This is a genomic window from Roseivivax jejudonensis (assembly GCF_900172265.1).
In the GTDB taxonomy this organism is placed as follows: domain Bacteria; phylum Pseudomonadota; class Alphaproteobacteria; order Rhodobacterales; family Rhodobacteraceae; genus Roseivivax; species Roseivivax jejudonensis.
The window spans coordinates 253884-276521 of sequence record NZ_FWFK01000001.1; the positions used below are offsets into that span (position 1 = coordinate 253884).

The following is a 22638-nucleotide window of genomic DNA, read 5'->3' on the forward strand; positions in this document are numbered from 1 at the left end:
CGATGCGGCAGCACATCGAGTCGGGCGCCCACGCGGCGCCCGGTGCCGTGCCCCCGTGGGATCCAGTGGTGCGGCTGACACACTGGAGCCTCGCGGCCGCGGTCCTTGCCAATGCTCTGCTGACAAAGCCCGGGGCCACGATCCACGTGTGGATCGGCTGGGCCGCCATGGCCGTTCTCGCGCTTCGCCTGCTCTGGGGCGTGATCGGCCCGCGAGAGGCGCGCTTCGCTTCGTTCCTGCCCGATCCGCGGGGCGCGCTGAGCCACCTGGTCGATCTCTTGCGCGGACGACCGCAGGACCATGCCTCGCACAATCCGGCAGGGGCTCTCATGGCCTACGCGCTCTGGGCGTGCCTCGCCGTCGTGATCGGCACTGGCCTGGTGATGACCGACGGCAAGAGCCCATTGACCATCTCCGAGGAGAACGCCGCGGTCGCCGCCGGCGACTGGTCGGTACTTGTCGCCAAAGACCGCGCGGACGATCATGACGATGAGGGCGCGGGCGAGATCGCGGAAGAGGTGCACGAGGTCGTGGCAAACCTGATGCTGATCCTCGCGGTCATACACGTCGCGGGCGTGGCAGTCGAAAGCCGTGCGCTTGGCCGAAATCTGGTGCGCGGAATGGTGGCCGGACGAAGGAGGTAGCGTGATCGACCCGGACCGGACTCAAGCAACCGAGCGACGACGCCAGCTCGGCCTCGCCGGGATCATGGTTCTGCAATGCGTCGCCGCCGTCTTCTTCGTCGGTGACGTGGCTGCAGACCTCGTTCATGCGCCACTCGCCGGCCATTCGGTTCTCGAGGCTCTGGTGACGGCGGCCCTCGTTGCCGGGATCTTGCTCAATGCCTGGCAACTGCGTCGCACGATAAACCGGATGCGGGCGCAGGATCGGGCGCTTGGTGCCGCGCGCGGCGATCTGGCCCGGATCATCGGGGCCCAGTTCGAGGCGTGGAGCCTGACGCCGGCCGAGCGCGACGTCGGGCTCCTCGCTCTCAAGGGTCTCGACGCCGCCGAAATCGCCGGGATCCGAGGCGCGGCGCCAAGCACGGTCCGCGCGCAGCTCACCCGGATCTACAGCAAGGCCGGCGTCTCGGGCCGGGCCCAATTCGCCGCGTGGTTCGTGGAAGACCTTCTCGACGGAATTTCCGCGCCGCCCGCCGGGACCGCGGACCGACAGCTCTCGTGAGACGCCCGAGCATAGTCGGACCTCGGCCGCGTCGCCCGCATCTGGTGTGCAACGTCTGATGATGTCTCGGCAGGCTCAAGACAGCGGCGGACCTCAGACGACACGAACCCGCGTCATCATTCCGCTCGCCGCATGGCCGAGCATGTGACAATGCAGGAGCCAGTCGCCCGGTCGCTCCGCGACGAATGCGATCTCGGCCCGGCCGTCCGGCGCCACGAGAGCCGTATCCCGAAGCGCCCCGGCTGTGCCGTCCTCGCCGATCTGGCGGAAATGGTGGCCGTGCAGGTGCATCGCGTGGGGCCATGCGCTGTCGTTCACCATCCGGATGCGCAGCGTCTCGCCCGCGCGAACCTCTGCGAGCGGGCGCTCGTGCATGTCGACCGCGCCGTTGAAGGCCCAAACCTTTCCGCGCGCGGCCAGCTCGCGCAGGGAAAGGGTCTCGCCGCCGAGCGTCGCATGGGAGAGACCGCCCATCGCCCCCCCCTCCATCCGGAGATCGACGGCCCGCGCGTCGCCAAGCGCGAGATCGGGCCACGCATTCGGCGCCAGAGGTGCAACCGGGCCGAGCCTTGAGGTGCGCGCATCGCCGTCGACGGTCAGGTCGAGGAGCGGCACGCCGCCATCGCGTTCGAGGTGGTAGAGGAACGCCGCCTCGCCCCCTTCGGCGGTCACGTCGACGATCAGGTCGGCGCGCGCCCCGGGGCCGAGCGGCACTGGCGCGGTCAGAGGTTCGGGCGACCTCAGGGGCTGGCCATCGAGCGCGACGATCACAGCGTTTACGCCTTCTCCACCGATCCGGAGGATGCGGGCGCTCGCGGCGTTGATGACGCGCACCCGCAACCGCGCGTGGCGACCGACGCGGCGCTCGACCGCCGCAAGACCGTTCGCGGTGAGCCAGTTTCCGATGCGCCCGGCATGCGACCGGTCGTGCAGCGACCCGAAATCCTCGGCGATCTCGCCGTTCTCGGTCAGCCGCCAGTCCTGAACCAGCAGGACCTCGTCGAAATCGACCTCCGGCGGCTCGGGCTCTTCGACGATCAGCGCGCCGGACAGGCCGCGGCCGACCTGCTCCCACGACCGGTCATGCGGATGATACCAGTAGGTACCGGCGTCAGGCAGGTCGAACGCGTAGTCGAACGTACCGCCGGGCGGCACGGTGTCCTGCGTCACGCCCGGCACGCCGTCCATTTCGTTTGGCAGGCGCAGCCCGTGCCAGTGGATCGTGCTGGATTGGTCCAGGGCGTTCTCGAAGCGGCGGCGGAGCCGGTCGCCTTGCCGGAACCGGAGCACCGGGCCCGGCGAAGACCCGTCATAGGTCCAAAGCGATGTCGCCGGATACGCGTCCGGCAGGAGTTGACGCACCCCCTTGCCGGCCACGAGCCGTTCGGTCTCGGCCCGTGCGGGCATACCGAGCGTCAGGGCGACGCCGGCACTCCCGGCCAGGAAGCTCCTGCGTGAAACGGTCATGCGAGAGGTGCCTCCATCCCTTGATGACGTGCGCGCGGCGGGCGATGCCGCGCTACGGCCGTAGTCAACCGCGCGTGTGCGCAGGATAGCGAAGCGAGGCGGGCACTCCCAGTGGGACCAATGCGCCATTCCGTCACCCCGACCCGGGCACCGGACCGGAATACTGGCTGGGGAGCGCTTCGGCGCCGCGCCCGACAGGCGGGGAACCTGCACCTTCGGTCGGTGTGTTTTGCCTCGAAGCACCGCATCGACCGGAGGTGACACATGCCGCGCGACAGCACGAACAAGACCGCCACGCTCTACCGGATGGTCATGCCAGACCATCTCTGCCCGTTCGGCTTGAAGACGAAGTCGCTCCTCGAACGTGAGGGGTATCGGGTCGACGACCACTGGCTCGAGACCAAGGACGAAAAGGACTCGTTCATGGCGGAGCACGCGGTCAAGACGACACCGCAGGTCTGGATCGGCGATGATCGCATCGGCGGCTATGAGGAGGTCCGGGCGCATCTCGGCAAGTCGGTGAAGAGTGACGACGAGACGACGTATCAGCCGGTGCTCGCGATCTTCGCGGTCGGTTTTCTCATGGCTTTGGCCATCTCCTGGGCCGCGTTCGACACGGTTCTCACGCTGCGCACGCTCGAATGGTTCGTCGCGATCTCCATGACCTTGCTCGGGCTGCAGAAGCTTCAGGATGTCGAGAGCTTCTCGACCATGTTCCTCAACTACGATCTGCTCGCCCAGCGCTGGGTGCCCTACGGAAAGCTCTACCCGTTCGGCGAGACGCTTGCCGGCATCCTGATGATCACCGGCGCCCTGGTCTGGATCTCGGCGCCCGTTGCGCTTTTCATCGGCACGGTCGGTGCCGTGTCGGTCTTCAAGGCCGTCTACATCGATAGGCGCGAACTGAAATGCGCCTGTGTCGGCGGCGGCAGCAACGTGCCGCTCGGCTTCATCTCGCTGACAGAGAACCTGATCATGATCCTCATGGGCCTCTGGATGCCGGCAAAGGCATTTCTGTTCTGAGGCGGGAGCAAGAGACCATGACCGACACACCGATTGTGGAGCGGTCGAGCCACGCCACACATGCACTGTCGACCGGTCCAATCGCTCGTCGGAGCGGACTGTGATGGAACGAAGTGAAAGTACCGGGCGACGCGACGGCCCGGGATACAGTCTTCGAGATGTGACACAACGTGCGGCCGTCTGGAGGGCTTTCGGACCGATGCTGCGGAGCATTCGAATGGACGTTTCGGCAACAGCCGATGGATATACTCGGATGTTGCTGGCACTAGATGGCCATGATCGCGCGACCGGAAGGACTTGGCCATGCAAGGCGGATGGCGAAAGTATGGTGAGGGGCCATCGCGCGCCGTCGTTCTGCATGGCGGGCCCGGCGGTGCCGGAGAGGTTGCGCCGCTTGCCCGGGAGTTGGGCATCAGAGGTTATCGCGTTCTCGAACCTTTCCAGACGAGACGGTCCGTTGCCGAACAGGTGGAAGAGCTGGCGGAACAGATCACGGCGGCCTGCGCCCCGCCCGTCGCGGTGATCGGGTGGTCATGGGGTGCGTGGCTCGGCTGCCTTCTGGCCTCACGACGCGGGAGGCTCGTCGAGACGCTCGTCCTTGTTGGCAGCGGCCCATTCGACGCACGCCACGCCAAACGGATCCGGGCGACGAAGATGTCCCGGCTGTCCGAGGCCGAACGCCGCGAACTGTCCGTCCTCGATCCCCGGGAGGGTGATGCCATGCAGGTCGCCCGCTTCATCGAACTATCCGACCGGTCTGACAGCTACGCACGGGATGGATCGCCTTTGCCTGAAGTGATTTTCGATGGGGCAATCCATTCCGCCGTCTGGCCGGAAGCGGATCGGATGCGCCGAGACGGAACGCTGCTCCGCGAGATCGGCACGATCCGCTCTCCGGTCACCGCTTTGCACGGCGACCACGACCCAAGACCCTCCGAAGGTGTCCGCGCTCCTTTGGCGGCTGCCCTTCCCGCCGCTCGGTTCGTCCTCATCGACAGATGCGGTCACAAGCCCTGGCAGGAGGTCTATGCCAGGGACGTCTTCTTCGACGAGCTGGAAGCGGCGCTCGCCCGATAACACGCATCTTGCAGCCGTTCCGGCACGACGCGGGAAGGTCTCTTTCGTCCCGCGCAGCCGCCGCTCGGGCGATACGCAGAGAACACCCGCACCGAGCGCTGTGTCACGGAATGCTGCGATCACCCTGAACGACGGCTCTCCGGGCTTACTTTTCCGGTTCTAGCCGAATGCCATATCGCAATCGTCGCGGAATCTTGCAGCTTCGGCATGGATCAGTGTCGCCGGCGTCTCCTTTGGGTGAGAGAGGAGAAAACGTCCGACCAATGCGTATCCAAGCGCGTATCCGCGCCACGCGGGGTCGTTTCCGAAGAACCACGCGGCATGGTCATACGCATCGTCATCCCATGCTGCCTCCGCGTCACGCGCGGCCTCTGCTAGGCCTTCCGCATCAAGCGACGACTCCCACTTCTCCGGAGGCCCGCCGTAGAGCTGCTGCGCGAAGTGACCCGCCAACCCTTCGGTGACGAGGGCCTCGCCCAGCGTGCGCCCATAGCCGGGCCCGCGCCATCGCAGCACGTGATGCAGTTCGTGAACGATGGTTCGCTCTAGCGGCTCACCCAGGTTCTCCGCGCAATTCGCATTGGTTGGATCAAGGGTCAGCTGAATCATGTCGTCGGTGGGCGCGTAGCCCGCGTGCCCCAGATGCTCGATGACACGGCCCGGCCAAGCCTGAACCACAAGGTCTATGTCAACGGGTTCGGTCACGGCCTCAGCCTGCGTCTGCGCGCGGGCGATCGCCGAGCGGATCGCGGACACAAGACCGTCGAGGCGTCCTGAGGCATTGGCAATGTGGATGGTCCATGTCACGCGGCCTCACTACCTTGCTCGGCTGGACTCATCCAATCGCCAGCAGCGGATATGCGCTCAGGCGAAGCGAAAGCCAGCTCGTCCCGCCGAACCCGGCCCCGGCGTGGCGGACAGGCGAGGTCCGGAAAAGGTCTGAAGCCGCGGTCCGGACCATCCGAGCCGAATGTCGAGTATTCGTTTCGCGTCCTCCGAAACCGCCGGGCGGCGACGTCCGGAGCCGCCGCACAGGCGAACGGGCGCCGGCACACTTGTCATGGCTGCGTCAGATAGAATCGCTACCGTCGGCGCTGGCGGACGACCCGCGTCCGGCCCGGATCACTTCGCACAGCAGGGATGGACGAGATGAAAGATCACACGCACCACGGTCTCACCTTCGACGAGTGGGACGAGGCACGTTTTCCGCGCGAGAAGACGCAGGAGTTCGACCGCGTGGTCGAGCGCGCGATTTCGCGTCGCGGCTTCCTGGGCGGCGTTCTTGCCTTCGGCTCCGGCGCGGCCGTCATGGGCGTGGCTGGCCTGAAAGGCTCGACCGCGCTGGCCCAAGGGGCCGGTCGCTTCCCCTTCGAACAGATTGCCGCGCAGACCGATGGAACGGTCCACGTGCCGGACGGCTACGACTGGCAGGTGCTCGTGCGGTGGGGTGACCCGCTCTTTTCAGATGCGCCCGAGTTCAGCCACGAGACCGGTATCCCGACGGACGGGTCGGACCGCGTCTTCGGCGAAAACACCGACGGGATGGAGTTGTTCTCGGTCGACGGCCGCGAGATCCTCGTGGTGAACAGCGAGTATACCAACAACGACATCAACCTCGTCGGATCGACCACGTCCGAGGCCGACAACCTCGAGGAAGAGCGCGCCCCGAGTTCGGCCGACGACGTCCTGCGCTTGCAGAACTTCCAGGGCGTGACCGTCATGGAAGTGGAAGAAGGCGAGAGCGGATGGTCGGTGGTGATCGACAGCCCCTACAACCGCCGCATCACGCACAACACACCGATGACGATCGACGGGCCCGCGGCCGGCCACGCGCTCCTGCAGACGCAGGACGATCCCACCGGCACGCAGTCGCTGGGCACGTTCAACAATTGCGGATCCGGCCGGACGCCGTGGGGCACGTACCTGACCTGCGAAGAGAACTTCAACGGCTACTTCGGCGCGACCGGAGAGATGCCGACCGACGAGAAGGTTGCCGCGGGCTATGCCCGCTACGGCATCTCGGCCGAGGGCTGGGGCTACAACTACCATCTCTACGATCCGCGCTTCGATGTGAGCGAAAACCCGAACGAGCCGCACCGTGCCGGCTGGATCGTGGAAATCGATCCTCGCGACGCGAGCGCCACGCCCGTCAAGCACACCGCACTCGGCCGCTTCAAGCACGAGAACGCCGCCTACGCACTGGCCGAGGATAACCGGCTGGTGGTCTACATGGGCGACGACGAGCGCGGCGAGTTCATGTACAAGTGGGTCAGCCGCGACGCCTACGAAGACGGAGGCGACACCTCGACGCTTCTGGTCGAGGGCCAGCTTTTCGCCGCGACCTTCTCGGACGATCAAAGCGGTCAGTGGGTCGCCCTGACGCCCGACGCGACGGGCATGGAACCCGCGGAGATCGCCATCTTCACGCGCACCGCGGCGTCGGCCGTCGGCGCGACGACGATGGACCGGCCGGAGTGGATCGCCGTCAACCCGACCGCTCCCGAAGGCTATTGCTGCCTGACCAACAATTCGCGGCGCGGCGCGACCGACGACGACGGCAACATCCTGACGAATGCGGGCGGCGATCCGATGGAGGTCAATGCGCCGAACCCGCGCGAAACCAACGAGTACGGACAGATCGTGCGCTGGCGGCCCGAAGGCGGCGACCATGGCAGCGAAAGCTTCGAGTGGGACCTCTATGTCATGGCCGGCAACCCGAGCGTCTACCAGGACAGCCCCAATGCCGGCACCGACAACATCAACGCGGGCAACCTCTTCAACTCGCCCGACGGGATGCAGATCGACACGACCGGCCTGATCTGGATCCAGACGGATGGCGACGACAGCAACGAGGGGGATTTCGAGGGCATGGGCAACAACCAGATGCTTGCGGGAGATCCCGAAACCGGCGAGATCCGACGCTTCCTGACCGGCCCGAACGGCAGCGAAGTGACCGGTCTGACCTGGTCGTCCGATCGCCGCACCATGTTCGTCGGCATCCAGCATCCGGGTGCCCCGTTCCCAGATGGCGAAGGCATGCTGCCCCGTTCGGCCATCGTGACGGTCAAGCGCAGCGACGGCGAGCCCGTCGGCTGACATCCGGCAAGAGACCAAGCTCCCGGGCCCCTGCAGTCCGGGAGCTTCCGGCTCCCGGCACGCGGGGACATGCCGCGACCGACGCTCGATGAAGTGGCGCCGTCGCTCCCGCCCATCCCGGCCGTCGATGCGCGACTCGTGATCGACCTGCGTGGAGCGGAGGCGGCCGACAAAAAAGGTGAGCGCGAAACTCTCCTATCGCCAAGCACCCGACGACGTGAGATTATCCGAGCGACGTTTCCTCTTCGAGACATCCGCCATGACCTCGTCGCTCGGCCTGGATCCGGCCGTACTCGCGCTTGCGCTCCTCTTTCTCCTCTTCGTGGCTTTCATCGTCGAAAAGTACCCGCCGGACGTCACGGCGGTCGGGGGAGCCGCGCTCTTCATCGTGTTCGGCCTGGTGCCGAGCGACGACGTGATGAGCGTGTTCTCCAGCTCGGCCCCGATCACGATCGCGGCGATGTTCGTGGTCTCGGGCGCCCTCGTCCGGACCGGCGTTCTCGATGCGCTTGCCAACCTCGTCGTCGACCGGGCACAGAGCCGGCCGGTAACGGCCGTGGCCCTGTTCGTCTTTGCCACGATCACCGCGTCCGCGTTCATGAACAACACGCCGGTCGTGCTGGTTCTGATTCCGGTCGTCATCCGGCTCGCCACGAGCCTCGGCCTTGCGCCAACCCGTCTGCTCATCCCGCTGTCCTACGCGGCGATCCTCGGCGGGACCTGCACTCTCATCGGGACCTCGACGAACATTCTCGTGGATGGGGTCGCACGGCAGAACGGGCTCGAGCCGTTCTCGATATTCGAGATCGCGCCTGTAGGCATCATCGTCGCCGCCGTGGGTGGTGTCGCGATGCTGGCGCTCGGCAAGTTTCTTCTTCCGGCCCGCGCCTCGCGCGACGCAGCCGGTGGCGACGGCGCCGAAACCGCGTTTCTGTCCGAAGTCATGGTGCAGGACGGCTACCGCTACATAGGCGAGCCGCTCGGAACCATTGCCGACTTCCAGCGCTCTCGGGTGCGGGTCACGGGCCTGCGCCGCGGAGCGGAGATCGAGCGCGCGAACCTCGACGATCAGGTTCTCCGCAAGGGTGACGCGCTCATCATCATCGCGGAGACGTCCGAACTCCTGACGCTCTCCGAGCGCACCGGCCTGCGGGTGGGGCTGCGGCGGTCCATCGAGATCGACAAGGAAGCCGACGTGCGCGTGGTCGAAGCGATCATCACCCCGTCGCGACGCAGCTCCGGCATCCGCATCGCCGACCTCGCGCTCGGCCGCCGGGCCGGCATTCGGGTTCTGGGCGCGTTCCGACCCCGGCACATCGCCGGTGCGGACCTGTCGAGCGTTCGCCTGCGGCCGGCCGACAAGCTCTTGCTCGAAGGCACGCCCGAAGGGTTCGAAGAGCTGTCCCGGTCCGGCGACGTTGTCTCGGTCACCTCTCCGGTCGGCCGCGCCTATCGCCGACGTCAGGCGCCGATCGCGGTGCTCGCATTGCTGGGGATCGTCGGTCTCGCCGCCTTCGACGTCATGCCCATCGGCGTTCTGGCCCTTGTCGGGGTCGCGGCGATCCTGATCCTGCGCTGCATCGACAACGACGAGGCGTGGGGCTCGGTCGATGCGTCGATCCTGATCCTCATCTTCGCGATGCTGATCGTCGGCCTCGGGCTCGAGAACACCGGCGCGGTGGAACTGATCGTGTCAGCGGTCACGCCGTGGCTTCGGGAGTTGTCGCCGGTCCTGATGCTCCTCGCCGTCTATTTCGTGGGCTCCTTCCTGACCGAGGTCGTCACCAACAACGCGGTCGCGGTCATCTTCACGCCCATCGTCATCTCGCTCGCCGGACAGCTGGGGGTCGACCCGCGGCCGTTCGTCGTGGCCGTCATGTTCTCGGCAAGCGCGAGCTTTGCCACGCCCATCGGATACCAGACGAATACGCTTGTCTACGGAGCCGGAAACTACCGCTTTTCGGACTTTCTCAAGATCGGCATCCCCATGAATATCGTGGTCGGCGTCACCGCCGTTGCGGCGATCCCGCTGTTCTTCCCGCTCTGAGGGCGCGGGAGCGCGAAGTGTCGTCTCACTGCTGACCTCACTTCGAGCAGCACCATCGGCGGCATGTCTGCGCCGTCAGGACGCTTTGGACACCGACGGCTTCGCCGGGGCGAAAGCATGCGCAGTCAGGTGCCACATGTGTCCACCGGCAATCAGTCGGCATCATCGACACGCGACGGGCCAGTCTCTCACCCACGCGACGACCGGACCTCCCTTTCAGAGGCCGACCGCAACGGTCGCGCCCCCAGGCGGCTACTGCCATGCGGAACCGCCTATTCTTCGCGGAAACTCCGACGAACCGCCCATTTTCGCAGGACCTCCGAAACCGTTCCGGCCAGCAGGCCGGCAAACGGGTCGAGAGCGACGCAGGTCAGTGCGGTCACGCCGATGACCGGATAGCAGGATGGCCGGCTGTCCGTGAGGCGACGATCCTTGGCGAGTTCGATTGCCGCGACAATGAGCAAGACCCCGAGCACGAAGTCCGGAAAGCGCGCAAGCAAGCCCAGGCTCGTTTCGACCGCGAGTGCGGCGAGGACAAGCAGACCACCGATCATGAGCGATGCGGCGCCGCTCCGTGCGCCGAACGCCTGATGAGCGGCCAGACCGCCGGCGCCGTGGCACATGGGCAGCGCGCCGAGCGGCGCGAGCGCGCAGTTCAAGAGGCCCGAGGTCAGGCACAGGCGCTTCGGTGTCACGTGCGCGGCCTGCGCACCGAACAGGTCGCCGGCAACGAGCGCTGTCAGGATGACGGCGTTGGTCAGGGTCAATGCCAGTTGAGGCAGAACGAGGCCGGTCAGGGCATCCGATGCGAGCGACAGGGTCGGCAGGACGATAAAGGCCGGCGGCCAGGCCGCCGTAGCGCCGATCCCCAGCGCGTCCGATAGCGCCGCGATGGCCGCCCCCGCCACGAGGAGGATCAGCGCCGCCGGGGCTCCCATGCGACGCGCGAAGAACAGAAGGGCGACCGCCGCGGCGGCCAGGACGGGCGCATCGGCCATGAGGGTCGCGGCGACCCATGCGAGGCCGAGACCCAACCCGAGCCGGAGACCCGCGATGATCGAGCGGGGCACAAGCCGCGCGAGCCGGTCGATCGCCCCCGTGGCTCCCAGGATGACCAGCACCGCGCCGATCATCAGCCCGGCGACGGCGACCGCTTCGGGCGTCACCTCCGACACCATCACCAGCGCAGCGATCGCCTTCATCGGCTGCACCGGAAGCGGGAGGCGGTAGACGAAGCCGGTCACGAGGTAGGCGATCGCGAAGCCCAGGAGAACCGGTGTCGGCGACAATCCCCCGACCGTGATCGCCCCGATCACGAGCGGCAGAAGCGTGCCGGTATCGCCGAGGGCCCCGTTGAGCTCGGCGAGGCTCCAGCGATACCGCGCCCCGGTCACGCGGCGCCTCCCGTGACTTCGGGCTTGAACTTCGGTGATGGAAGCAGACGTTGAGGGTGAAGCAAATTCAGGAGGACATTCCCGTGAAACTCAGCGCGCGCAACAAGCTCAAGGGCACGGTGGTCGAAGTCGAAAAGGGCGCGGTCAACTCCACTGTGAAAATCGATGTCGGCGGCGGGACGATCATCACTTCGATGATCACAAACGACTCGGTCGACGAGCTCGGTCTTGCCAAGGGCAAGGAGGCCTATGCTGTCATCAAGGCGTCTCATGTCATGGTCGCAGCCGACGACTGAACCGCGGGCAGGCAGACCCGGCGGCCGCTGGCCGTGCGCTCGACCGTCAACGGGACGCCGTAGATCTCCGACAGGCGCGCGGGCGTGAGCACGTCCGCCGCCGGGCCCTCGGCGATCATCCGACCCGCCGACATCGCGAGCACACGCGCCTGAAGCGCGAGCGCCTGGTCGGGATCGTGCGTGGACAGGATGACGCCGCGCCCGCTCCCAGCTCGGGCAAGCGATGCGATGCGGTCCAGAACCGAAAGCCTGTTGCCGAAGTCGAGGCTGGCCGTCGGCTCGTCCATGACGATGAGCGGCGCCTCCTGCGCGAGCGCGCGGGCGATCAGCACCAGTTGCCTCTGGCCACCAGACAGGCGCGCGTAGTCTCGACCGGCGAGGTCCGCGATGCCGAGCGCGGCGAGAGCCTCCGTGGCGATGGTGCGATCCCGGGCGGAGGGTTGCGCGAAGGTGCCGATCCGCGCCGTGCGTCCCATGAGGACGACCTCGAGCACCTCGAACGGGAACGGTGGCGCGTGGGCCTGCGGCACATAGGCGATGGCGCGGGCGATATCCTGGCGCGACATCCGCGCGATGTCCGTGTCGTCGAGCGCGAGGGCTCCGTCGAGCCGCGGAAGCAGGCCGAGCAGCGTCTTGAAGAGCGTGGTCTTGCCGCAGCCGTTCGGCCCCAGCAGGCAGACGATCTCGTCCGGACCGAGCGCGAGCGACAGGTCTGCGCCGATCCGCTCGCGCCCGTAGCCGATGGCGAGATCCGTGGCCGCGAGCCTCATGTCCAGCCCCGGCGGCCCGAGGCCAGCAACCAAACGAAGACCGGCGCGCCGATCACGGCGGTGAGGATGCCAAGCGGAACCTCGATTTCGGCGATGGTGCGCGCCGCGGTGTCCACGAGCAGCAGATAGCCCGCGCCGATCAGTGCCGAGGCGGGAAGCAGGTGTCCGAAGCCCGGACCGACCAGCATCCGTGCTATGTGCGGAATGACGAGCCCGACCCAGCCGACGACGCCCGCGACGGCGGTCACCGAGGCGGTGACGAGGGTCGCGGCGGCGATCACCAGAAGGCGCGTGCGCCCGGCCTCGATGCCGAGCGCGCGCGCCTCCTCGTCCCCCATCGAGAGCACGTTGATCCGCCAGCGCAACAGCACGAGCGGCACCAGCCCAAGCGCGACGGCCGGCAGCGCGGGCAGGATGTCGGCGGAGGTGACCGAGGCGAGCGAGCCGAGCAACCAAAAGGTGATCGCCGGCAACTGGTCGTAGGGGTCCGCCAGGACCTTGAGGAGCGACGTCGCCGCCCCGGCCAGCGCGCCGATCACCACTCCGGTCAGCACGAGCGTCAGCACCCGGTCCGCTCCGCGCACGGCGGAGGCCACGGCCATGACCAACGCGACGGCCGCGAGGCCTCCGACGAAGGCCGAGAGCTGGATGAGCGCCACAGGCAGCGACAGAAAGATCCCCGCCACGGCGCCGAGACCGGCCCCGGCGGAGACCCCGAGGATATCGGGCGACACCAGCGGGTTGCGGAAAAGCGCCTGATAACTCGCGCCCGCCGAGGCCAGCGCGGCACCGACGAGGCAGGCGCCCGCAACCCGTGGCAGGCGGATGTTCCAGACGACGATCTGCGCTTGGTCGCCTGCCTGGCCAAGCAGCGCGGCGACGGTCTGCCCCGGGGTCAGCCCGAACGGACCTACGAGCAACGCTCCGAAGGCGAGAGCAACGAGGCCCACCGACAGAGCACCGTTCAGCCCGAAGCGCGTCATGCGGCCCTCATTCGGGCGGCCGACCCTCGGCCCATTCGAGCAGCCGGTCGAGCTCGGCGTCGTCGAGGTCGACCTGATACCACGTCTCGTAGAACTCGGCCGTCTCATCGCGCAGATCGCCCTCCCACCGCTCAGGATAGAAGAGCCGCGCCATCCAACGAAGGCCCATCATGCGATTGAGCGATGGCGGCCGGTCGATCCAGCCGAACGGCGCTGTCGGCGAGAGGTAGACCTGCCCCTCGCGCACCGCCTCGACGCCGGACCAAAGCGGATCCTCCCAAACGCGGTCGTGGAAGGTCGGGTCCCAGGTCACGACGACTTCCGGATCGGCGACGATCACCTGCTCGGGCGAGACCTGCACGAGGCCCTGCGTGCGCCCGCCGTCGTCGGCGACATTCGCGCCGCCCGCACGTTCGATGATCTCGGTGTTGATCGAGCCTTTCATTCCGGTCTCGAGCCCGTCCGGTCCGCGCGCGAGGTAGGTGCGGGGCCTGTCCTCTTCAGGAACGTCGTCCAATATCGCGTCGATCCGGGCGAAGGTATCTTCGGCGTCGCGCGCCAACTGCTCACCGCGCTCGGGCTTGCCGAGCACCTCGCCGAGAAGACGGAGCGCCTCGGGCGTGTTCTCGAACCGTCCGTCGATCAGGATGTAGGGAATGCCCGTCTGCTCCTGCACACGGTTTGCGAGATCGACATACGTGTCGCGCACCGAGCCAAAATCGAGGATCAGATCCGGCGCGATCTCCAGAACACGCTCGAGATTGGCCTCGCCGCCGCGCCCGGTCAGCCTGCCGGTCTCGGGCAGGTCGCGAAAGGGTTCGGCGATGTAGTCCCGCTCCTCGGGCCTGAGGGCACGCGGCCATCCGGTCAAGGTTTCGGGCGCGACGACGTAGACCAGAACCGAGGCCGGCGGACCCGCAGCAAAGACCGTTTCGATCTCGTCCGGCACCTCCACGGTCCGGCCCGCGCTGTCGGTGACGGTGCGCGCGACCGCCGGGGCTGCGAGAAGTGCGAGGGCGACGAGGGTTCGGAGGATCATGCCATCACTCCTTCGGAAGTCCGGGGGCATAAAATCCGTAATCCGCCAGCACGGATTGCCCGGCGGGCGACAGGATGTGGAACGCGAGCCGCCACGCCGCGTCCGGCGCGCCATCGAGCACCATCAGCCCGTAATCGGCACCGACGGAGAGCGCCTCGGGCATCTGCACGATTTGCAGGTCCGGCACCTCTCGCTGCGCCAGCACGGCGTTGGTGCAATAGGTCAGGAACAGGTCCGCTCGATCGGTCTCCATCACCCAGGCATAGGTGTTGCGGCCCTCGGGCGCCGGCGCGCTGTCGGGGCCACCGGTCAGCTGCGCCGCCTTCGTTTCGAGCGCTTCTTGCGCGCCCGGGCTCAGGCCCTCGGCCTTGCCGAAGAGGTCCCAGACGTAGTCACCCGACGGGTCCGCGCCGGGTGTCGAGGTGCCAAGGCGCGTGTCGTCGGACAGCATCACGTCCAGAAGGCTCGCGGAGGTGACCTCGAGACCCGGTTGCGCGAGGCCGCAGAGCCGGTTGCGGGCAAAAAGAACCACCGGGCCGCCGCGCCCCGCTTCTTCAAGGGTGCATGGATGAGCCATGTTCGCGGACGCGAAGACATGGGCCGCCCGGCCGCCCTCGATTTCCTGTCGCATGAGGCCGGAGGGGCCGAACGTCGTTTCGACGGCGGTCCCGTGCGCGGACCCGAAGTCGGACGCCACCTGTCCCAGCGCCGTGCGCAGGCTGCCGGCCGCGACGAGGGACACGGTATCCTGCCCGATTGCCGGTCCCGCGCTCAGGACCGCGGCTCCGATGGCGCACAAGACCGGTATGCGCATGTCACTCCCCCTGTCATGATCCGTCGCTCGCAAGGACATGTCTCGCGCACACACTGGGCGTGGGAAATTTTGCAGTCAAATGCAAGATTTCGCGAGCGCAGATTGGCCGCGGGCACGACGGAATTGAGCAAGCCCATGCCCTGCATAAACATTTCCCTGAACTGACGCTCGATTGAACGGATCGAGCGTCGCGCCGCGAGGGATTCTTTGCATCGAAACGGCACCGTACGCCTCCGGTGAGCGCGTCTCTTCAGCCGCCAAGGGACGCTCGACGCGCGGGTCCGGGCAGCGAACGACTCCGATGCGGCGCGCCGTGCCGGAACGCGCCCGGCGCGGTCACTCCGCGGCGTGGGGCCGGGGCTCCGGCACGACGCCGTCGGCCTCGGCTTCGGCGCGCAGCCAGCGCCGGAACGCGGCGAGCCTCGCGTCGCCGGCGCGCGCCTCCGGCGTGGCGATCGCGTAGATCGACATCGGCGGCGTCGTCACGTCGAAGAGGCGCATGAGGCGTCCCGACGCGATGGTCCCGCGAACCACGGCGTCGTAGGCCAGCGACACGCCCTGGTGCTGCTCGACCATCGTCGTCGAAAGCTCGCAATTGGGAAAGGTCGGGCCCGGCGGCAGATCCGCGCCCGGCAGGCCCGCCGCGGCGAACCATTCGGGCCACGCGTCGTCGGTCTCGTCGTAAAAGAGCGTCAGGCGCAGAAGGTCCTCCGGCCGCCGCACGTCCTCTCGCTCCTGCAAGAGCGGGGAGATCACCGGGTAGCGCGCCGAGGCCATCAGGGGATCGACGCGCAGGCCGGGCGTCGGGCGGTCGGACCACTGGATCACCACGTCGGCGTCGTTCGTGGCGAAGTCGAGCGAGGGCGCCCCGTTCGAGACCCGAAGCCGGATGTCGCGGGCGAACTCGAGCCGCGGCAGCCGCGGCACCAGCCAGCGCGCCGCGAAGCCCGGCGTCGAGAGAACGCGCAACGGGCCCGGCGTTTCGCGCACGGCGTCCGTCTCTTCGAGGAACGTGTCGAGAAGATGGGTCAGCTTGCCCGCATAGGTCTCGCCCGTGAGCGTGAGCGAGATCCGGTTTCCCGCGCGCTCGAAGAGCTGGGTGTCGAGAAAGCCCTCCAGGGCCTTGATCTGGTGACTGACCGCCGAGGGCGTCAGGCACAGCTCGTCCGCCGCGGCCTTGACCGACATGTGCCGTGCAGTGGCCTCGAAGGCGCGGACGGCGGCGAAGGGCGGAAGCTTGCGTCCCATCTCTCTGCCTGAACTGGGCTCACGCGAGCCTGAAAAGCGACCGTTCGGTGACGTAACGAAATCGTAACATCGGCATACCAGTTCTCCAAATCCCGACCCGGAGGGACCGATGCACCGTTCCCGTCTCGCCGTGGCGCTCGCCGCGGCTCTCGTCGCCCTGTGCCCGACGCTCGCGCGGGCCGAGACCGCCGCAGCGCCCCCGGATGCCGACTGGGCGCAGGCGGGCAGCATGACTGCGCTCGTCTCGACGCTCGAGGCCTGGCTCGATGCGCAGTCCCCCTGGCCGCGTCGCGCGGCGGCCCCGGACGTGCGCCTGCTCAGCCCGTGGCAGGCGGCGGCGCGGCGGGGTGCGACGGCGAGCGTCCAGCGCGGTCGGCTCCGGGGCCTCTACGACCCCGACCGCGCCGAGATCCTGCTGGTGCGCCCCTGGGATCCGCGCAGCGCCGAAGATGTCAGCGTCCTGCTGCACGAGCTCGTTCATCACCGTCAGGCCCCGCATCACTGGTACTGCCCAGCCGCACAGGAGCTGCCGGCCTATCGCCTGCAAGCCGGGTGGCTTGCCGATCAGGGGCTGGAGGCGGACGTGAACTGGATCGCGGTCGCGCTCGACGCCGGCTGCACGCCGCGGGACATCCACCCCGAGTGACCGAGGTGGCCCGCGCGCGGGCGTTGCGATCGCGCGATCCGGCGCGCCAAGATGCGGGGCCCGAGACGCGCCGGGAGCGACATGACGGACGACGGCGTGCCGGCGGCGCATTCGAGGCCTCTCGCGCTGCCCCCTTCAGAAGCCTCGAGCCCCCTGCCCTCCAGCCACCGCGATGATGGCTCGACGGACCGGAGGCCGCGCCACCGACGACCGACGGGTGGACCCGACGATCCGGAGGCGCATCGCTCCCGACAAGGCTCCGCCGCGCCAAAACTCGGGGCTTACGGCCCCCGAGCGGTCGCGTGAGGGCCGGCACACAGGCGGCGCACCCCTCGTTGGCCGGATCCGCCGCGAGGCCGGCGTGGCCGAGCCGAAATCCCGCCTGACGCGCATTGCCATCACCTCGCGGCGTTGATACGCGTTCACGCATGAACGGTCTCTTCCCTCTGGATTCGCGCGGCGAGCTCCGGTGCGGTAGCCGTGGACGCCCCGCCCCGTGACGAGACACCCTGCCCCGTGACGAGACACGCTGCCCCGTGATGAAGAGCGTCGACGAGGATGTCCGCTTCCGGGTGATGCGCGCGCTCGCGGACAATCCGCAGATCTCCCAGCGCGAACTTTCGGTGTCGGTGGGCATCAGCCTCGGGCTTGTCAACTACTGCCTGCGCGGGCTCGCCGACAAGGGCCAGATCAAGATCCGCAACTTCCGCGCCTCGGACCGCAAGCTGCGCTACGCCTACGTGCTCACCCCGGCCGGGCTCGCGGCGAAGGCGGCGATGACGCGCCGCTTTCTCCAGCGCCGGGTCGCCGAGTACGAGGCGCTCCAGGCGGAGATCGAGGGGCTGAAGCGGGAGGTGGAGGCGGCTCCCGGGACGGGCGCGGCGTCGGGTTCGGAGAACCCTCGATGATTTGTGTTATTGAGCATTTCCTGCGAAAGAACACCTCGCACTGCTGTTGAACGATCGCCTGACGGACAACCAAACAAAAATCATTCCCTTGCGGGCATCCCCTGCCCGCTCATATTGCAGAAAATTTGAAGTAAATCGGATTGGACATCAAATGAGAAACGGTAATTCTTCGAATGATAGGGCGTATGGTTGCGCTCTCGCAAGACTAACGGCGAGACTAGATCAGAAGTCAGCCGTGATCGGAATTGTCGGCTTGGGCTATGTTGGCCAACCCCTCGCTTTGCGATTTTCTGAGGTGGGCTATCGCGTCCTAGGCTTTGACATTTCTCAGGATCTGGTTGACAAGTTGAATGCTGGAAGAACTCCGATTGCGCACATTGCTGATGACCGCATTAGCAACGCTCGGGAGTTCGGTTTCGAGGCGACTGCTGATTTTACTCGTATCTCCGAAGCGGATGCCGTTCTACTTTGCGTTCCAACCCCTTTGAACAAGTATCGCGAGCCGGATCTGAGCTTCGTCACAAATACCTGCGACCAAATCGCCCCACATTTGAGGGCGGAGCAGGTGGTGGTATTAGAAAGCACCACCTATCCCGGAACGACCAAGGAAGAGGTCGTTCCCAGAATCGAGCGCGGCGGGCTCAAGGTGGGTAAGGAAATTTTCGCAGTTTACTCGCCCGAACGCGAGGACCCCGCCAACCCCGACTTCACGACCTCAACGATCCCCAAGGTGTTAGGGGGGCATACGCCGGCCTGCCTCGAGGCCGGTATTGCGCTCTACCGCCATGCGATCGGCACGTTGGTTCCGGTCCGTTCGACCCAGACAGCCGAGATGACCAAGCTGCTCGAAAATATCCACCGGGCCGTGAATATCGGCCTGATCAATGAAATGAAGGTCGTGGCGGACCGCATGTGCATCGACATCTATGAAGTGATTGATGCGGCGAAGACCAAGCCTTTCGGGTTTACTGCCTATTACCCGGGTCCGGGCCTGGGCGGACACTGCATTCCGATCGATCCCTATTACCTGACCTGGAAAGCCAAGGAATTTGGCCTGCACACAAGGTTCATCGAACTGGCCGGCGAGGTCAACCGCGCCATGCCTGACTACGTCTTCTCCAAGCTGGTTTTTGGCCTGAACCGCGACAGCCGATCGGTCAAGGGAAGCAAGGTCATGGTGCTGGGCATCTCGTACAAAAAGAACGTGGACGATATGCGGGAATCTCCCTCGGTCGAGTTGATGGAGATGCTGCGCGACCACGGAGCAGTTCTCAGCTATGCGGACCCTCATGTTCCCAGCTTCCCGCAGATGCGCCATCACTCGTTCGACTTGGACGCCACGCTAGTATCGCCGGACAGCTTGGCCGCGCAGGATGCCGTGATCGTCGCCACTGACCACGACGCGTTCGATTACGTCCAGATCAAGGCGCATGCCAAGCTGATCATCGACGCGCGCGGAGCTTATCGCGAACCCGCCGATCACATCATTCGGGCCTGACGGCTATATGCAACGTGCCGCCGAGCCGAGAAGGGCGGCATCGCCCACACCTATCGTGGCCAAGCAGGTTGCAGAATGGAATGACAAGACCACTGAAAGTCCTCATCCCCAATTATCGTGGCGTCGACAGCTTTACGGACAACGTGGCCGATGCTCTTGAAGTCATGGGGCACGAAGTGCGCACGATGGCCCGCCCTACCTTCCGAGACCGGGGCAGACTGCGTCGGGTTGTTCATGACGGCCTGTCCATGGCCTGGCCCGGACGCCCAAGTGCGAACGCGGTCTGGGCGTTGAGGGCCGCAAGGGACTGGAGACCCGATCTAGTGCTCTGCCTAACCCTCGCCCTGGACGAGAACATCCTGTCTGCACTGCGCGACATCTGCCCTACTCGCATCGTGGCTTGGTGGGGAGATCCCCCTGCCAACATGAAGGGGATGGGCCTGCTGGCGGACGGGTACGACAGGATTTACATCAAGGATGCCGCAGGGGCGGCGAAGCTGCGTGCAGTGGACCTCCCTGCCGATCTCCTGCACGAGGCCATGAACCCGAAATGGCACCGGATCATCCCACCGGGCCAAGGAGACGACCGAGATGCGCTGATCGTGGCCGGCAACTACTACGGCTATCGCCAGTTCCTCGTCTCACGACTGATCGGAAAAGAGGTGCCGGTGGCGCTTTACGGATCGCCGCCGCCGCGCTGGTCCCGATCCGAGATCAAGCAAAAATTCCGCGGCTGCTACATCGTCCGCGACGAGAAGAGCCGCATTTTCGGGGCCGGTATGGCCTGCCTGAACTCGACTTCAATGTGGGAAGGCGACTCTCTGAACTGCCGCGCTTTCGAAATCTGCGGTGCGGGGGGCTTGCAGCTAATCGAGAACAAGCCGTCCGTGCCGGACTGCTTCGAACCCGGCCGCGAGGTTCTAACTTACAACGGCGTGAACGAGATCCTCGATCACCTGGCCCGGGCCCGGGCGGAGCCTGACTGGGCCGCCGCCATCCGTGAAGCCGGTCACCGCCGGGCGCATGCGCATCACACATACGCGCAACGCCTCGAACGCATTCTTGAAGAAACGGGGCTTAGCGACGCCCGCAACCGGAAACACGCACAATGACCGAAGACAGGAAATTCTATCCCGTTTCCATGCCTACGCTCTTGGGCCGGGAACTCGACTACGTGACCGACGCGGTACAGAGTGGCTGGGTCTCGTCTCTGGGTACATATGTCACTCGTTTCGAAGAAGATTTCGCCAGCTTCTGCGGAGTCGAGCACGCCATTTGCGTGTCGAATGGGACGGTGGCCCTGCATCTCGCATTGCACGCTCTGGGCATCGGAGCGGGAGACGAGGTGATCGTGCCCGATTTGTCCTTTATCGCGACTGCGAACGCCGTCCTGATGAGCGGCGCGATTCCGGTGTTCTGCGATGTCGAGCCCGAAAGCCTTGGCATCGATCCGGCCCGTATCGAAGCGCTGATCACGCCAAAAACCCGCGCGATCATGCCGGTACACCTCTATGGGCATCCTGCCCCGATGGCCCGGATCCTCGAGATTGCCCAGCGGCATGACCTGCACGTGATTGAAGACGCGGCCGAGGCGCATGGCAGCCGCATCGATGGCCGGTGTGTCGGCACGTTCGGTGCTTGCGGCACCTTCAGCTTTTACGCCAACAAGAACATGACCACCGGCGAAGGCGGGATGATCACCACCGATGACGGCGCTCTCGCACGGGAGATCCGCGTTCTGCGCGACCACGCCATGTCGCCCCAGAAGCGCTACTGGCACGACCGGATGGGCTTCAACTACCGGATGACCAACATGCAGGCGGCGTTGGGCTGCGCCCAACTCGAACAAATCGACGATTTCCTGGGCAAGCGCCGCGAACTGTTTCACGGCTATGCCGAGCGACTTGCCGCGGTTCCGGGGCTGCGCCTGAATCGCGAGGCAGCAGGCACCACCAACAGCTATTGGATGATCTGTGCCGAAATTGAGGGCGCCGATGCCAAGACCCGCGACCGCGTCTGCGCGGCGCTAAAGACCCACGGCGTAGACACGCGACCCTACTTCTACCCGATGTCCGACATGCCCTACACGCCGGGCCCGGCGGATACGCCGGTGGCGCACCAGGTGGCGGCACAGGGCTTCAACCTGCCCACCTACCTGACGCTGGATCCAAACGATCTGGATGCGATTTGCAAGACCGTCCGCACCGTGATGGCTGATTACAGAGCGTGGGCATGACTGAAGCAGTCGACGCGCTCAAAGTTTATCTCGTCGGTTTCAAAGCCAACTTGGTTACAGCTTTATTCTTGGACAACGCCGCGATACAGGAGATCAATCTTCAAGGAGTCATTTACGTTGGACGCTCAGGAAGTCTCTTGGCGGTGGCAACACGGCTGTTTTTGAAAGGAAGAGTGAACGCCACCCGCGCCATGCTGATCACGAACTGGTGGCCACCTGTACCGGCGGTGGATGCCGTGAGTACAGATGATGGACAGCTAGAGGCAATTCTCCGAGAAAAAGGGGACGCTGTCTTCATCGTATGTGGCTGTGATCGAATTTTGCGTGCCGCCCATCTTTCGCAAGGAAAATTTGTCAACTTTCACAACTCAATACTTCCTGGGAATAGAGGGGTGGCAGCGATTAAGTGGTCTAAGTTCAATGGGCAACCAGTCGGCTTCACTTTTCACACTATGGCTGTGGAAATTGATAAGGGTGAAGTTCTTTATCAGCATGCGGTTGCGCAGGATTTGCAGGCGAGGGGCTTCCCTGTTCTGTCAGAGCTGCTTGCAACTCGTGCGGCTCAGGTGCTGCCGCACCTCATTGAAATTCTCCAAGGACTACGTAGCTCAGTTAGATTCAAGAAAGAGGTTTCATCAAGTTACCATTCCAAGGCGGACACGGAGCACGCCACGAGAGTCCTGAAGGATATGGCTTCGTCAGAGCTCATTGAAAAGATCGTTTTCGCATTCGAGGAACTTCGGCTCGTGAATGAGTCTGGTGATGTACTGCGTCTTGCCCCCGTACATGTACGACGTCCCGCAGGAGTATGGGGTAAACTATTTCGGCAAATCGATCTTTTGGGAGCTGAAATATTCTTGCCGGTTTGGCTCGTTAAGAGAGCCCGCGGGTTTTCCTGTAGAAGATAGCGT

21 protein-coding genes are annotated in these 22638 nt (G+C 65.8%); 13 read left to right on the plus strand and 8 right to left on the minus strand.

Going from position 1 to position 22638, the window contains the following annotated elements:
• Positions 1 to 2: 2 nt before the first annotated feature.
• The gene (locus ROJ8625_RS01245; protein WP_085790032.1) at positions 3 to 644 is read left to right on the plus strand and encodes a cytochrome b/b6 domain-containing protein; all 642 of its coding nucleotides are present in this window, start codon (positions 3 to 5) and stop codon (positions 642 to 644) included.
• A gap of 1 nt (position 645) precedes the next feature.
• The gene (locus ROJ8625_RS01250; protein ID WP_234984131.1) at positions 646 to 1185 is read left to right on the plus strand and encodes a helix-turn-helix transcriptional regulator; all 540 of its coding nucleotides are present in this window, start codon (positions 646 to 648) and stop codon (positions 1183 to 1185) included.
• Positions 1186 to 1278: 93 nt separating this feature from the next.
• Here the strand turns inward: ROJ8625_RS01250 and ROJ8625_RS01255 are convergent, their stop codons facing one another.
• Positions 1279 to 2652 carry a multicopper oxidase family protein gene (locus ROJ8625_RS01255; RefSeq protein WP_085790033.1) on the minus strand — a complete coding sequence of 458 codons (1374 nt, stop codon included), beginning with the start codon at positions 2650 to 2652 and terminating at the stop codon, positions 1279 to 1281.
• A 264-nt stretch (positions 2653 to 2916) separates the two neighbouring features.
• Here ROJ8625_RS01255 and ROJ8625_RS01260 point away from each other — a divergent pair, with 264 nt between their 5' ends.
• Together ROJ8625_RS01260 and ROJ8625_RS01265 are read left to right on the plus strand one after the other, a co-directional pair.
• Entirely contained in the window at positions 2917 to 3675 is a 759-nt protein-coding gene (locus ROJ8625_RS01260; RefSeq protein WP_085790034.1) for a MauE/DoxX family redox-associated membrane protein, read from the plus strand.
• Between the two features lie 303 nt (positions 3676 to 3978).
• Complete coding sequence (locus ROJ8625_RS01265) at positions 3979 to 4752, plus strand: alpha/beta fold hydrolase (RefSeq protein ID WP_085790035.1); 774 nt, start codon at positions 3979 to 3981, stop codon at positions 4750 to 4752.
• 159 nt (positions 4753 to 4911) lie between these two features.
• Here ROJ8625_RS01265 and ROJ8625_RS01270 read toward each other — a convergent pair whose 3' ends face one another.
• On the minus strand, positions 4912 to 5559 hold the full coding sequence (locus tag ROJ8625_RS01270) for a DUF2268 domain-containing putative Zn-dependent protease (protein WP_085790036.1): 648 nt from the start codon (positions 5557 to 5559) through the stop codon (positions 4912 to 4914).
• A 342-nt stretch (positions 5560 to 5901) separates the two neighbouring features.
• Here ROJ8625_RS01270 and ROJ8625_RS01275 point away from each other — a divergent pair, with 342 nt between their 5' ends.
• Both ROJ8625_RS01275 and ROJ8625_RS01280 read left to right on the plus strand, forming a co-directional pair.
• Positions 5902 to 7848, plus strand: a complete 1947-nt coding sequence (locus tag ROJ8625_RS01275; RefSeq protein WP_085790741.1) for a PhoX family protein — start codon at positions 5902 to 5904, stop codon at positions 7846 to 7848.
• 259 nt (positions 7849 to 8107) lie between these two features.
• Positions 8108 to 9895 (plus strand): SLC13 family permease, encoded by a 1788-nt coding sequence (locus ROJ8625_RS01280; protein WP_085790037.1) that lies wholly within the window; start codon positions 8108 to 8110, stop codon positions 9893 to 9895.
• A gap of 272 nt (positions 9896 to 10167) precedes the next feature.
• On the opposite strand, the gene ROJ8625_RS01285 is transcribed toward ROJ8625_RS01280, so the two are convergent.
• Complete coding sequence (locus tag ROJ8625_RS01285) at positions 10168 to 11289, minus strand: putative sulfate/molybdate transporter (protein WP_085790038.1); 1122 nt, start codon at positions 11287 to 11289, stop codon at positions 10168 to 10170.
• 83 nt (positions 11290 to 11372) lie between these two features.
• Here ROJ8625_RS01285 and ROJ8625_RS01290 point away from each other — a divergent pair, with 83 nt between their 5' ends.
• The gene (locus ROJ8625_RS01290; protein ID WP_085790039.1) at positions 11373 to 11585 is read left to right on the plus strand and encodes a TOBE domain-containing protein; all 213 of its coding nucleotides are present in this window, start codon (positions 11373 to 11375) and stop codon (positions 11583 to 11585) included.
• Here ROJ8625_RS01290 and ROJ8625_RS01295 read toward each other — a convergent pair.
• From ROJ8625_RS01295 to ROJ8625_RS01315, 5 genes are all read right to left on the minus strand, one after another.
• Positions 11558 to 12355, minus strand: coding sequence for an ABC transporter ATP-binding protein (locus ROJ8625_RS01295; protein WP_085790040.1), 798 nt, complete (start codon positions 12353 to 12355; stop codon positions 11558 to 11560). The genes ROJ8625_RS01290 and ROJ8625_RS01295 overlap by 28 nt on opposite strands.
• The gene (locus ROJ8625_RS01300) at positions 12352 to 13338 is read right to left on the minus strand and encodes a FecCD family ABC transporter permease (RefSeq protein WP_085790041.1); all 987 of its coding nucleotides are present in this window, start codon (positions 13336 to 13338) and stop codon (positions 12352 to 12354) included. The genes ROJ8625_RS01295 and ROJ8625_RS01300 overlap by 4 nt, the downstream gene beginning before the upstream one ends.
• Positions 13339 to 13345: 7 nt before the next feature.
• Positions 13346 to 14377, minus strand: a complete 1032-nt coding sequence (locus ROJ8625_RS01305; protein ID WP_085790042.1) for an iron ABC transporter substrate-binding protein — start codon at positions 14375 to 14377, stop codon at positions 13346 to 13348.
• 4 nt (positions 14378 to 14381) lie between these two features.
• Entirely contained in the window at positions 14382 to 15191 is an 810-nt protein-coding gene (locus tag ROJ8625_RS01310) for a molybdate ABC transporter substrate-binding protein (RefSeq protein WP_085790043.1), read from the minus strand.
• Positions 15192 to 15527: 336 nt separating this feature from the next.
• Positions 15528 to 16439, minus strand: a complete 912-nt coding sequence (locus ROJ8625_RS01315) for a LysR substrate-binding domain-containing protein (protein ID WP_085790044.1) — start codon at positions 16437 to 16439, stop codon at positions 15528 to 15530.
• Positions 16440 to 16548: 109 nt separating this feature from the next.
• Between ROJ8625_RS01315 and ROJ8625_RS01320 the strand changes: the two genes are divergently transcribed.
• The 6 genes from ROJ8625_RS01320 (at position 16549) to ROJ8625_RS01345 (ending at position 22635) form a co-directional block, all read left to right on the plus strand.
• Entirely contained in the window at positions 16549 to 17085 is a 537-nt protein-coding gene (locus tag ROJ8625_RS01320) for a DUF6647 family protein (RefSeq protein ID WP_085790045.1), read from the plus strand.
• A gap of 539 nt (positions 17086 to 17624) precedes the next feature.
• The gene (locus ROJ8625_RS01325; RefSeq protein WP_085790046.1) at positions 17625 to 17993 is read left to right on the plus strand and encodes a MarR family EPS-associated transcriptional regulator; all 369 of its coding nucleotides are present in this window, start codon (positions 17625 to 17627) and stop codon (positions 17991 to 17993) included.
• A gap of 235 nt (positions 17994 to 18228) precedes the next feature.
• Positions 18229 to 19491 (plus strand): nucleotide sugar dehydrogenase, encoded by a 1263-nt coding sequence (locus tag ROJ8625_RS01330; RefSeq protein ID WP_306372278.1) that lies wholly within the window; start codon positions 18229 to 18231, stop codon positions 19489 to 19491.
• Positions 19492 to 19571: 80 nt separating this feature from the next.
• A complete protein-coding gene (locus tag ROJ8625_RS01335; RefSeq protein ID WP_085790048.1) occupies positions 19572 to 20603 on the plus strand; it encodes a CgeB family protein in 1032 nt (343 codons plus the stop codon).
• Positions 20600 to 21727, plus strand: coding sequence for a DegT/DnrJ/EryC1/StrS family aminotransferase (locus ROJ8625_RS01340; protein ID WP_085790049.1), 1128 nt, complete (start codon positions 20600 to 20602; stop codon positions 21725 to 21727). Before ROJ8625_RS01335 ends, ROJ8625_RS01340 begins: the two co-directional genes overlap by 4 nt.
• Positions 21724 to 22635 (plus strand): formyltransferase family protein, encoded by a 912-nt coding sequence (locus tag ROJ8625_RS01345; protein ID WP_085790050.1) that lies wholly within the window; start codon positions 21724 to 21726, stop codon positions 22633 to 22635. The genes ROJ8625_RS01340 and ROJ8625_RS01345 overlap by 4 nt, the downstream gene beginning before the upstream one ends.
• Positions 22636 to 22638: the final 3 nt, after the last annotated feature.

Bases quoted from the DNA above. Each gene is read 5' to 3' on its own strand.
- ROJ8625_RS01245 (WP_085790032.1), top strand. From the start codon at position 3: ATGCGGCAGCACATCGAGTCGGGCGCCCACGCGGCGCCCGGTGCCGTG.
- ROJ8625_RS01255 (WP_085790033.1), bottom strand. From the start codon at position 2,652: ATGACCGTTTCACGCAGGAGCTTCCTGGCCGGGAGTGCCGGCGTCGCC.
- ROJ8625_RS01260 (WP_085790034.1), top strand. From the start codon at position 2,917: ATGCCGCGCGACAGCACGAACAAGACCGCCACGCTCTACCGGATGGTC.
- ROJ8625_RS01265 (WP_085790035.1), top strand. From the start codon at position 3,979: ATGCAAGGCGGATGGCGAAAGTATGGTGAGGGGCCATCGCGCGCCGTC.
- ROJ8625_RS01275 (WP_085790741.1), top strand. From the start codon at position 5,902: ATGAAAGATCACACGCACCACGGTCTCACCTTCGACGAGTGGGACGAG.
- ROJ8625_RS01280 (WP_085790037.1), top strand. From the start codon at position 8,108: ATGACCTCGTCGCTCGGCCTGGATCCGGCCGTACTCGCGCTTGCGCTC.
- ROJ8625_RS01295 (WP_085790040.1), bottom strand. From the start codon at position 12,355: ATGAGGCTCGCGGCCACGGATCTCGCCATCGGCTACGGGCGCGAGCGG.
- ROJ8625_RS01300 (WP_085790041.1), bottom strand. From the start codon at position 13,338: ATGACGCGCTTCGGGCTGAACGGTGCTCTGTCGGTGGGCCTCGTTGCT.
- ROJ8625_RS01305 (WP_085790042.1), bottom strand. From the start codon at position 14,377: ATGATCCTCCGAACCCTCGTCGCCCTCGCACTTCTCGCAGCCCCGGCG.
- ROJ8625_RS01310 (WP_085790043.1), bottom strand. From the start codon at position 15,191: ATGCGCATACCGGTCTTGTGCGCCATCGGAGCCGCGGTCCTGAGCGCG.
- ROJ8625_RS01315 (WP_085790044.1), bottom strand. From the start codon at position 16,439: ATGGGACGCAAGCTTCCGCCCTTCGCCGCCGTCCGCGCCTTCGAGGCC.
- ROJ8625_RS01320 (WP_085790045.1), top strand. From the start codon at position 16,549: ATGCACCGTTCCCGTCTCGCCGTGGCGCTCGCCGCGGCTCTCGTCGCC.
- ROJ8625_RS01325 (WP_085790046.1), top strand. From the start codon at position 17,625: ATGAAGAGCGTCGACGAGGATGTCCGCTTCCGGGTGATGCGCGCGCTC.
- ROJ8625_RS01335 (WP_085790048.1), top strand. From the start codon at position 19,572: ATGACAAGACCACTGAAAGTCCTCATCCCCAATTATCGTGGCGTCGAC.
- ROJ8625_RS01340 (WP_085790049.1), top strand. From the start codon at position 20,600: ATGACCGAAGACAGGAAATTCTATCCCGTTTCCATGCCTACGCTCTTG.
- ROJ8625_RS01345 (WP_085790050.1), top strand. From the start codon at position 21,724: ATGACTGAAGCAGTCGACGCGCTCAAAGTTTATCTCGTCGGTTTCAAA.